The 12,433-nt window shown below is 36.9% G+C and carries 6 protein-coding genes; 5 read left to right on the forward strand and 1 reads right to left on the reverse strand.

Translation table 11 applies throughout. From position 1 onward, the window contains the following. Positions 1-59 precede the first annotated feature (59 nt). From VB798_RS06380 to VB798_RS06400, 5 genes are all read left to right on the forward strand, one after another. On the forward strand, positions 60-1,874 hold the full coding sequence (locus VB798_RS06380; RefSeq protein WP_323257120.1) for a RagB/SusD family nutrient uptake outer membrane protein: 1,815 nt from the start codon (positions 60-62) through the stop codon (positions 1,872-1,874). Between the two features lie 90 nt (positions 1,875-1,964). Then, positions 1,965-3,623 (forward strand): DUF5123 domain-containing protein, encoded by a 1,659-nt coding sequence (locus VB798_RS06385; RefSeq protein ID WP_323257122.1) that lies wholly within the window; start codon positions 1,965-1,967, stop codon positions 3,621-3,623. 92 nt (positions 3,624-3,715) lie between these two features. Continuing rightward, positions 3,716-4,783, forward strand: a complete 1,068-nt coding sequence (gene pelA / locus VB798_RS06390) for a pectate lyase (protein WP_323257124.1) — start codon at positions 3,716-3,718, stop codon at positions 4,781-4,783. A 120-nt stretch (positions 4,784-4,903) separates the two neighbouring features. Further along, positions 4,904-9,631, forward strand: coding sequence for a pectinesterase family protein (locus VB798_RS06395; RefSeq protein ID WP_323257126.1), 4,728 nt, complete (start codon positions 4,904-4,906; stop codon positions 9,629-9,631). A 643-nt stretch (positions 9,632-10,274) separates the two neighbouring features. Next, on the forward strand, positions 10,275-11,273 hold the full coding sequence (locus VB798_RS06400; protein ID WP_323257128.1) for a DUF4382 domain-containing protein: 999 nt from the start codon (positions 10,275-10,277) through the stop codon (positions 11,271-11,273). An 89-nt stretch (positions 11,274-11,362) separates the two neighbouring features. Here the strand turns inward: VB798_RS06400 and VB798_RS06405 are convergent, their stop codons facing one another. After that, positions 11,363-12,427 (reverse strand): serine hydrolase domain-containing protein, encoded by a 1,065-nt coding sequence (locus VB798_RS06405; RefSeq protein WP_323257130.1) that lies wholly within the window; start codon positions 12,425-12,427, stop codon positions 11,363-11,365. Between the last annotated feature and the right edge of the window lie 6 nt (positions 12,428-12,433).

Genomic DNA, 12,433 nt, shown 5'->3' on the forward strand with positions numbered 1-12,433 from the left:
AATCTATAATCAACATAAATATAGCTGAACGTTTAAGCGAACAGTTATTAATAATAATTATGAAAAAGAAATTACTGATGCTCGCAGCCTTGTCAATATTTATGACATCCTGCAAAGACTTTTTAGAACCAGATTCATTATCAACTTTCGATACGAATTATATTTATTCAAACGTGGACGATGCTCGTAAAGGAGTAAATGCCATTTATGAATCTTTCGGGCAAGATGCCTTCCGTTCAAGACTTTCAAATAACATGGCGGGTAATACCGACATTGAGCATCAAAGTGGCTGGTCGAGTTCAGCAGACCGTTATCAAATCTGGGATTTAAGCGCCCTTGCTACCAACAGTGATTTACGTATTACGTGGAATGCCGCCTATACAGCTATCAGAAACTGTAATGTAGCCATTGAAGGCATTGAAGCCAGTGCCGCTCTTAAATCTTCGGATGCTACGATTTCTAAAAAAATGTATCAAATGCTTGGCGAAGCTTATACCATTCGTGCTTATTGGTACAGTATGTTAACGTTTTATTTTGGAGATGTTCCAAATGTTCGCCTTGCACCAAAAGCTGGAAACGATTTCTTTTTACCGAAAGAAGACCGCAATGTTATCTTGACACAAGTAATTCAAGATTTGATTGATATTGAAGGAAAAATGTCTTGGGCTGACCAAACTAGCTATGGTATTGAACAAGTAAACCGTGAATATACACTCGGAATGATTGCTCGCTTAGCATTACAAAGAGGTGGATATTATCTTACTCCTTCTTTAGCGATGGAACGTAAATCTGATTATTTAGAATACTATAAAATTGCGAAAGAATATTCAGAGAAATTAATTACGCTGAAAGACCGTGCTTTACCAACAGATTTCAGACAAGTATTTTTGAATGAATCAAAATTTGTAACACCAACTAACAGCGATATTTTATTTGAAATACCATTCGCCAATGGAAATGGTGACGTAGGCTGGAACATCGGAATTACTGTTGACGGTGGAACAACTGCGGCACATAGTTACGGTTCAGGAAATAACTACATGGCAATTCCTCCAACTTATTATTTCTCTTTTGATACATTGGATATTCGCCGTGATGTTACTTGTGCCTTATACAAAATCAACACAAGCGGGCAAGCCGTTTTTGTAAATAGTACCATGAATATCGCACAAGGCAAATGGAGTCGTTGGTTTTTAGATAAAGCTCCTGGTGCTTCTACAGCCAAAGGAACAGGTATCAACTGGCCAATGTTACGTTACTCTGATGTTTTATTAATGTTGGCTGAAGCTGAAAACGAATTGAATGGTCCAACAGCTACTGCACAAGATGCTTTAAGAAGAGTACGTCAACGTGCTTTCGATTCAAAATATTGGCCAGAAAAAGTAACTAACTACTTAACAAGCATTTCGGGAAGTAAACAAACATTTTTTGATGCAATCGTCAATGAAAGAGCTTGGGAATTTGGTGGTGAAATGATTCGTAAATATGAATTAATCCGTTGGAATTTATATGCTAAAAAATCGCAAGAACTTGTAGCAACGACTAAAGAAATGGCAGATGCAGCTTTTGCTGGTTCAGGGAAATATTCAGAGTTACCTGATTATATGTACTGGAAAAGAGATGCAAGTGGCAATTTCAAAATATTAAATCCAAGTCGTAAATACGTGGGAACACCTGATGCTACTTGGACGAGAGTGTCGTTTCTTGCCAGCTTAAAACCTACAGCAACTACTTACCAAGATTGGATTAACAAAGATTGGGAAAAATATTATAATGGACCAGTGCCGGGAGTTGCTCGATACATTTTCCCGATTCCAGCAGAAGCCATTACAAATAGCCAAGGTAAATTAGTGAATGATGGATACCAATTTTAGGTGAATGTATAAGTGATGAGTTAGTGAATTTTCGATGAATGATTTACTAACTCACAATTCACTAATTCATAATTAAACAAAGAAATACTCATGAATAAAACACATATAAAACAAGGTTTCGCAATTGTAATGATGAGCTTAGTGGCTTTCTTTGCTTGCAAACCTGAAGAGGAAATCACGGCTGAAACTCGTCTTTTCAGACCCGTTTTAAATAAAGAACTTTCTGCTAAAAATAATACCATCATCGTAAACATGGGAAATATCAAAGCAGCAACAGGCTATACTGTAGAAGTTAGTAGAGATACTTTCAAAACAACTGATTATACTTTTAAAGTAGATACCAATTATGTTATTGTTGATGAAACCTTGCTGAAAGGTGAATCACTTTATTGGAATACTACTTATCAAGTACGTGCCATCGCACATGCTGCTAAAGTAGAATTGGATAGTAAAGTGTCGGATTTAGGAAGCGTAAAAACTGAAAAATTCCCAAGTATTATGGCTACTCCTACAGCAGCCGATGTAATTGATGTCGCTGCTAGAATAAGATGGACAACAGGCGGTGTAACTGTAGCAAAAGTAAAAGTATTTGCCAAAACCGATCTTAAATTGGCTACTCCTTTGGCACAATACAATGTTTCAGAAGCTGACCAAAAAGCTGGCAGTACGATTGTTAGCAAATTAAATCCACTCACTACTTATCAATTAGCCATTTATGCTGCTGATGGTACGATTAAAGGTTGGGATAATTTTACAACAATCAGCCGTGCGGTAGATACAAGTAGCCCGAATGTAATTGACTTATCAGAAAACGACGACCCAACTGCATTAAATACTGCTTTGTTGAATGTAGTAGAAGGTGGAATTATCGTTTTGAAAAAAGGTGCTACTTACACCATGCCTGTTAACAATTTTGCAAAGTCTGTTACAATAACAAGTGCTTATGGCTTTGGCGAACAAAAAACGATTATTACTACTTCTGGTGGTGGAAATATCGCAACAGGTGTTACGTTAGATTATATCCGATTCAGCAATATCGAATTTATCGGAGCAGACATCGGTGGAAGTTATATTTTCAATCCAAACATCGCTACTTTAACAACGGTGAAAGAACTTTCTTTGGATAATTGTATTGCTTCGAATATGCGTGGATTATTACGTATTAGAGGAAAATTCTTTGCTACTAATTTCATTATCAAAAACTCTATTATTCACCAAATTGGTACTTATGGCGTTTTAACGACTGATACTGATGGTGCTGGTAATGCAGCTGTTGACAATATCATCTTCCAAAAAAGTACTTTTAGTAAAATCAATATCTTCTTGACTTCTCGTCAAAACTCAAATTCAGTATTGATTGAAGACTGTACTTTAAGTGAAGTAGCCACCAACAGTGGTTCATTATTCAACTGGCGTGGTGCGGCTGGTTTACGTAACGTAACGAATGGTATTAAAATTTCGAACTGTATTTGGGGACATGCTTGGGATCAAGCAGTAACTGCCGTATTGGCTGTTCGTGGGAAATCTGCTGGTTTAGACCTTACCAACATTACTGTTTTGAATACTTATACAACAGGAGACTTCTCTTATGTTGCAGGAACTGAAATCTCAGGTTTGCCTTCATTTACTTATACCAAAAAAGCATCAGAACTTTGGGTAAGTCCTTATACTGGCTTAAATTTCAATTTCAAAGATACTAGCTTCCCTGGTCGTAAAGATACTGGTGACCCTCGTTGGAGAGTAAAATAGCTTATTATTGAAAATAAACAAGATTAAAATATACCTCATTCCCAACGATAACCGCCATTTGAGTTGGGATGAGGTAATTGAACTCAAAAATTATGTCAAAAAAAACCTTCCTCTTATTAACTTGTTTGGTAAGTTTTGAAATACTTGCCTGTAAAAGTGCTCAAATCACGCAAAGTGTTCAGGCTAATGCTTATCCACAAGATTCTGTTGCTGAAAGAATGCTTTTGTACCAAAGAGATAATGGAGGCTGGCCTCAACCGGGTGGTGATGCTATCAATTACAAATTAACAATTTCAGAAAGTTTACGAGCAAAATTATTGTCCGAAAAAAAGGTTTATGATACCACTATCGACGATAAAGCTACCACAAACGAAATCAATACTTTAGTAACTACCTACAAGAAAACACAAAATCCAGCCTATCTACAAGCTGCCGAAAAAGGTATCAAGTATTTGTTGGAAGCCCAAAATAAAGCAGGTGGCTGGGGACAATTCTTCCCTGATACTTCTGGCTATCATAAGCACATTACTTATAATGATAATGCAATGATGGATGTGATGAAAGTAATGCAAAATACTGCCGATGCTAAGAATGATTTTGAGCTTGTTTCTCCTGCATTAAGACCTTTGGCTAAAGCAGCCGTTCAAAAAGGAATTACTTGTATCTTGAATACTCAATACAAACAAAATGGCAAGTTAACAGCTTGGTGTGCACAACACGACCGTGTTACTTTACTCCCAGCTAAAGCCCGTAAATTTGAATTGCCTTCGCTAAGTGGTGCTGAAACGGTGGGTATTGTCACTTTTTTAATGGCTATTGATAATCCTTCTCCTGAAATTAAACAAGCAATAAAAGCAGCAGTTAATTGGCTTGATTCAGTAAAATTAGTAGGAATCAAAATTGAAGAAGTAAAAGACCCTTCATTGCCAAAAGGTAAAGACCGTCTGGTAAAAGCAGACCCAAATTCAACACTTTGGGCAAGATTTTATAATACTGAAACGAATGTACCTTTCTTTACAGGCAGAGACAGCGTACCTAGAGCAACGTTAGCTGAAATTGAAAACGAAAGACGTGTTGGTTATGCTTATTATGGCATTTGGCCAGCTAAACTTTTAAGTACCGATTACCCTGCTTGGGTACAGAAATGGGATAAAAAATAAAAAATATTTTACCCAAATACCTCTATTTCAATCAATTGCTTAGTTCTCTTTAATATTTTTCAAAAGGGAACTAAGCATTTTAACCTTTTTAACGGAAAATATATTTCCTGATAAAATCCGATGAAAACTTCTTTACGATTAAGTAAAGGCAAAAAAAGCTTTTTTTTGCCTGTGTTACTCCTTTTGCTTTTTTCTTTCACAATCAAGGCTCAACAACTAGCATTTCCAACTGCCGAAGGTGGCGGACGCTTCGCAAAAGGTGGACGAGGCGGAACGGTTTATGAAGTAACCAATCTCAATGATTCAGGTGCAGGAAGTTTAAGAGATGCCATCAGTCAGCCCAATCGAACTATCATCTTTAAAGTTTCTGGAGAAATAAAGCTAAAAAGTCGTTTACAAATTAAACAAAACAATATTACTATTGCTGGGCAAACGGCTCCAGGTCAAGGTATTTGTATCACTGGCTATACCGTAAATATTTCTGCCTCAGATGTCATCGTTCGTTATCTCCGCTGTCGTTTTGGTGACGACAACGCTGTAGATGACGACGCTATGAATAGTTGGAATCACCTTTTTGAGAACATCATTGTTGATCATTGCTCTATGAGCTGGTCAATCGATGAAACGGGTTCATTTTATGGTATTCGTAATTTTACTTTACAATGGTGTATTCTGAGCGAAAGTTTATTCAATTCAAAACACGATAAAGGCAAACACGGCTACGGTGGTATTTGGGGGGGTGCTAACGCTACTTTTCACCATAATTTATTGGCACATCATACTTCTCGAAATCCACGTTTTGGGGGTACTCGTCCGGGCTATATTCCTTATGACGCTTCCGAAGAATTGGTCGATTATCGCAACAACGTATTATACAACTGGGGCAATATTAATTCATCTTACGGTGGCGAAGGTAGCAGAATAAACATGGTGAATAATTATTACAAACCCGGTCCAGCTACACCGGGAAATTTAACCGTAAGTTCTAGTTCCAATAAAAGAAATCGCTTGCTTAATTACTCCAATTTTGTGGTAGATAATGGCACAGATACAACTTGGGGTGGTAAGTTTTATATTGATGGCAATGTGGTAGCCGGCTATCCAGATGTTTCGGCAGATAACTGGACAAAAGGTGTACAAAAAGATAGTTATGCAAGAGCCGACGAATTAATCAAAGCGGCACGCCAAAGTGTTCCTTTTGCTACTGCTCCTTTGCGTACTCAAACTGCGGAACAGGCATATTTAACAGTATTGGATAGTGCTGGTGCAATACTTCCACGACGAGATGCTGTTGATGCCAGAATTATTCGTGAAACAAAAAATGGTACGGCTACTTATGAGGGTGCTGGTTATTCAACCGTAAAAGATGCGGGAGTTACGCATCCTTCAGGCATTATTGATAGTCCAGAAAATGTAGGTGGAGTTCCAAAATATGGTTCGAATACTCCTTATAAAGATACTGATAAAGACGGAATGGATGACCTTTGGGAAACTGCCAATGGTTTAAACCCTAACAATGCTAGTGATGGAAATACGATAGCACCAAATGGTTATACCAATTTAGAGAACTTCCTGAATGGAATCAATAAAGATACTGGAACAGGTGAAATTGCCGGCGGTTCGGTAATTATTGATTTGATGGGTTACGATGCCGTAGTGGCAAAAGACGGTACTGGTTCTTTTAAAACGATTCAAGCAGCCATTGATGCCGCACCTGTAAATGCTAGCCAAGCTTATAGAATCTTTATCAAAAATGGGAAATACCTTGAAAAAGTATCAATCGTTGCGAATAAAACTTTTATTCATCTCATTGGAGAAAGTGCCGCAAAAACCATTATTTCTTGGAATGACTATTCTGGCAAAGTAAACCCTGCGGGTGGAACTTTCGGTACAAGTACTTCTGCTACGTTAACCATCAAAGCGGCAGACTGCTATCTACAAAATTTAACGGTTGAAAATACCACAGGCGATGCGCCACAGGCTTTAGCCATTTCTTTAGAAGGCGATAGAAATGTGGCTAAAAGCTGTATTTTTCTAGGCGGACAAGATACTGTATTGAGTAATGGAGATGGTAAAAGACAATACTTCAAAGATTGTTATATCGACGGTGTCGTTGATTTTATCTTCGGAAGTGCCATCACTGTTTTTGATTCTTGTGTGGTTTATGCCAAAGACCGAGGAGATAAATTGGCGGGTAGTTATATCACCGCAGCCAATACGCCCACTACCCAAACTTATGGCTATATTTTCAGAAATTGTATTTTGCCATCGAATACAGGAGTAACTTCTTACGTGTTGGGCAGACCTTGGCAAAACGATGCTTCAACGGCAGATGTAGCTAAAAAGGGAAATAAAGTAGTTTTCTTGAACAGTATTTACGGCAACAAAATTGTAAAACCAGAAGGTTGGTCAACTTGGGATACTGGAACCAATACTTCAATCATTACTTATGCAGAATACAAAAACAAACGTTATGATGGAAGTTTGGCAGATATTAGTAAAAGAGTAACATGGTCGAAACAATTAAGTGATGCAGATGCCTTGGCTTATTACGATAATACCAAGGTCTTTGGCACTTGGAATCCATGTGCTACAACAACAGATTTTTGCACTCCATCAAAAGCTGAAATTGCCTTCGTAAATATTAAAGTAACGAAAGGAGCAAATCTTTCTACGCCAACAACTTTCACATGGAATATTGCTTGGTCGATGAAAGACCTTCGTTATGAATTATACAGAAGTACCGACAACAAAGCAACTTTCAGCAAATTGACTGAAACCGTATCAGCAAGCGATACCATCATTAATTTCAAAATGACTGATGCTGCACCAGCCGCTGGGAAGACTTATTATTACTTATTGAAAGGAATCAAAACTGGTTTAAAAGATTATATCTCAGATACTTTAACCGTATCAAGCGTTCCAACAATTACGATAGTTGGTACACCCAAAGATTTTATTCAAGGTTTAGGGAAAGCTTCTGCGGCACAAGTTTATAGTTTATCTGCTGAAAATTTAGCTGATAAACTTATGATTACGATTCCCAATAATTTCGAAATTTCTGCCAATGCTGGTAAAACTTGGATGAATTCATCAAGTAATTTTTCCTTGACGCCTACCAATGGAAGTATTGCTACGACAAGTATTCAAGTTCGTTTAAATAGTACGCAAGCAGGTACTTTTAGTGGAAATATTTTGCATACAAGTACGGATGCTATTAGTAAATCTATCACGGTAAATGGTACTACCCAAACCGACCCACTGCCTGTTTCACAGCGTTTGGCTTTTTGGTCGATGATTGTTGCTGATAATGATAGTTCTGCTTTAAGGGCTAAAGGAGTAATCGTTCCAAAACCAATTTTGAAAAGACTTAGCCTTTCCAATAATTCGGTGATTCCTGCTTATTCAGCATTGCATGGACAAGCTTTTGCTCCTTCAACAGATGGAGGAGGATTATGGACAACTGCTGGAGGAGGTTTTGGAAATAACTTAAACCGTGGATTATATGAACAATTTGTCATTAAAGCTTCATCGGGTTATGCTGTAAAAGTTGACTCTATCAGTTTAAAAATGGCATTGTATGCTGCTGCTACTGGAAAATTTGCCATTGTTTATTCTAAAACTGGTTTTAAAACTGATTCTGCTGATGTTTCAGGCGGTTTGATGAGTGGCATACCGATGCCAAATACTGCCAATGGGGCATTTGCTACGCCAGCATTGCCTGTTTCAGAACCTAGCGAAACGGCTACTTTCTATCAATTAGCCCTAAATGGTGCCAATGGTATCAATCTAGCAACGGGCGATTCTATTACTATCAGAATGTATTTTAGTACGGGTAGTTCAAGTGCGGGACGATATGCAAAAATTAAGGATCTAAGTATTTTGGGGTCTATCAAAGATTTGAATGCCGTGAAACCTGTAGTGCTTAATGTTAGTCAATCGCTCAGTGATTTTACTTTTATGGCTGGGACTAACTCTCCTATCCAAACTTATTCCATTACAGGTGAAAACCTGACTCAAGATTTGAGTATTACTGCACCCATTAATTTTGAAATTTCAAAAGATGGGATTACATGGTTTGGTTCAAATACCAGTTTGAAGTTAACAGCAAGCGCTGGGAAAATTGCCCAAACTACCATTTATGTAAGAGTAAACACTGCTAATGCGGGAAATTACTCTGGAAATATTTCGCATGTTACAGAGGGTTTAACTACGATTACTTTAGCTGTAAAAGCAATTTTAACAGCCTCAGCTCCGACGCTTAACATTAGTCAAAATTTACAGGATTTTGTTTATTTGATTGGCGGTGTTCCTGCGAATACTCAAACTTATAATCTTTCAGGTGATAACTTACTGGGTGAAATTATTCTGACGCCTCCACCTCATTTTGAAATTTCTTTGGATAATACAACTTGGGTAAATGCGGCTTCTAGTTTAAAACTTACATCTACGTCAGGAAAATTATCCCAAACAAGTATCGCTGTAAGAATGACAGCTAAACTGATTGGTAATTTTACTGGAAATATTACACATAAGTCTTCGGGCATGAGTGAAAAACTGTTAGTCCTAAAAGGTTCAGTCAGTGCCCCTTTAGCGGTAGAAGAAGAACCCGTGAATAAAATTTCAATTGGACCGAATCCAGCACAACAATCGTTGAAAGTATCTCACCCAACAGGCAAAGCAAGCTTAAGTATTTTGGGGACAGGCGGACAAAAAATCCAACAAATTGAAACACAACTCTATTCAACTTTCACCATCGTTAATCTTGAACATTTATCTTCTGGTCAATATTTCATTGAATACTTGACGGACAAACATCGAGAAGTATTGAAGTTTATCAAAAACTAGGTAGTGATTAGCAATTAGAATTACAAACTTCTAATTATCAATTATTTGCAAAAAATAAAACGTCTCTTAAATTGTATTCATTGCTTAACTATCAGATTAAGAATAGATTTTTAATGATATTTGCTGATTTTAAAAGTAATTGAGATTACTACCTATGCTACATGAATGTAACGGTAACCTTCACGGTTACCGTTTCTTATCTCAGCAATTGTCAATCGGTAACCGCAAGGGTTAACAACAGTTTTATCCTGAGACATAATACCTTAAATTTTTTGAGTAATCAATATTCTCTTGGATTGTCCAAAAAACTACACAATTTCTACACAATTTCCCCAATTTTCACCTTAGCCTTCTTTCAAGTTCAAAATACTCCTTGGGCATTTAGTTCAGATTTTTCATCACACAATGATGTGAAGGATTAAACCCTCACCAAAAATCAAAATACTGAAAATCAACAACTTACAATCATCCATTTCCTTTTATGGCTTCTAACCACTAGGCTTTTCATCAGCCAAGCATAATTCTTTTACATTCATTAAGCAAAACAACAGATTCAAATTAAGAAATACAGATTAACGAGTAAATATCCAAAAACGCAAAAATTCCAATTCAATCATTCAAATCTTAAACTTTATAATGTCTTATGAAAACTAAAAGAATCCTTATTTATGCTTTAATGGCTTTCGGAATCGCTACTTTACAATGGTCATGCAGCAAAGATGATGAAAATGTAACGCCAGAGGCGACAGAACAAGACCCGAACGCTCCAAAAGGACAAGTAAGAATGGGCATTACGGATGCTCCAATTGACAATGCCGAAGTTAATGGTGCTTTTGTTACCATTACAGAAGTAAGGTTAGACGGAAAAAGATATGATGCTTTCCAAGGACCAAAAACCATTAACATTGCTGAACTGAATAATGGTAATTTCTTTACTTTGGGAGATGGACAATTCCAAACTGGTACTTACAGTAAATTGACCTTTATTTTTGACTATGAAAAAGACCAATTTGGCAATGCACCGGGTTGTTACCTTTCAAAAGTTGATGGTACAAAAAGTAAATTGGTGATTTCTGGTAATGCACGAAATTCATTAGATGTAAATACTAAACCATTTACCATTGCGCAAAATGCAGCAACTGATTTGATGATTGATTTCGATTTAAGAAAAGCCATCAAGACATACAATGAGAACTCAAAGAAAAATTACTCATTCGTAACTTATGGCGAGTTGCAATCGTCTTTCAGAGTTGTTAACAAAACGACTACAGGTACTATTTCAGGACAAATGAGTGGATATAACCAAGCTGTAATGGGTAATGTTGTGGCTTATGTTTATAAAAAAGGCGAATTTAACAAAAGCACAGAAGCAAAAGGACAAGGTGATAGTTCTGTAGAATTTAAAAATGCAGTATCAAGTTCAAAAGTGGATGGAAACGGTAATTTCAAAGTATCGTTCTTAGAAGAAGGTGATTATGAAATTCACTTCGCTTCTTACAAAGCTTCAGGCGATGCTAGTTCATCAGCTACGCTAAACGCTTTCTTGAGCCTTTCAAGTGCTTTAGATTTGAACAAAATTTCAGTTAAATCAAACACTGATATTAGATTAACTTTAGCTGTGACCGGAGTAGTAGGTTTATAAATTTCATAAAGTTTGATAAAAACCTCCTTTTGTGGACAATACAAAAGGAGGTTTTATTTTTGGTAAGAATCAATAAACCGAAATATTTTTTAGATTGATGCCTCAACTAATTTCCTTAATTCAACATATTTCTCTTGTCGTCTGTCAGATTTTAGGTAAAAGGTCATTAAAAAAGCACAGTACTTTTTGTCATTATTAATCCAAGGAAAACTACCGAACAATCCTGGACTACTAATTGCACCATTTGTCATAATCCATTCTCCGAATCCATAACCTAATCCACCTGCCTCAGCAGGTGAATGTGCCACTTTTACTTCGGCAGTGATTCTATTAACTTGCATTTCAGCAATACTTTTTTCTGAAAGAATCTGCTTCCCATGAAACTGACCTTTGTTTAGAATCATCATCAAAAAATTCATATAATCGTTGGGTGTACTGTTTGCTCCGCCAGCGGGTAACGCTACTTTAGCTTTGCCAAAATCAGTATTTTTCATGCCTAGTGGAATGGCAATGCGTTCTGCAAACAAGGTTTCAAAAGATTTTCCACTTATCTTTTCTATTACTGCACCCGCAATTTGTAAACCTGTATTACTGTAACGAAATACTTTCCCAGCTTGTCCTTCGATTGGATATTGAGCAATTTGTTCGATGGCTTCATCCATACTTTTGATAGCTCTCATTTCTTTCAAATTTTCTCTCAAATCTGGTGATAAAATTCCGGTTGTATGCGAAAGACACTCTTGTATCGTAATTGCTCCTTTCCCATTTTTAGAAAGTACAGGCAGAAATCTCCCGACGCTATCTGTAAGTTTTAGTTTACCTTCATCCACAAAAGTCATCACCAATGCAGCACTCAGCCATTTGCCACAACTGGCAATTGGTAGTTTTGAATTAGCAGTAAAATCACTAAAATCTGCTGTTTTACCTTGGCGGGAAGCAATCAATTTGCCAAGCATTTTTTGCCTATTATTCATCCGATTGACGGCATGGTTATATACTATTTTGCCATCTTGATACACCATCAAAATAGCTCGCCCGCCCATTTCATCAACATTGTTTTCAAGCCATTGATTTAGCTTAGCGTACTGTTCTTGTGCAAAAGCATTTCCTGCTAAACCAAAGAATAACCAAAGCAATAAAATATTCTTTTTCATGATTTT

Source organism: Arcicella lustrica (assembly GCF_034930985.1).
Lineage (GTDB): Bacteria > Bacteroidota > Bacteroidia > Cytophagales > Spirosomataceae > Arcicella > Arcicella lustrica.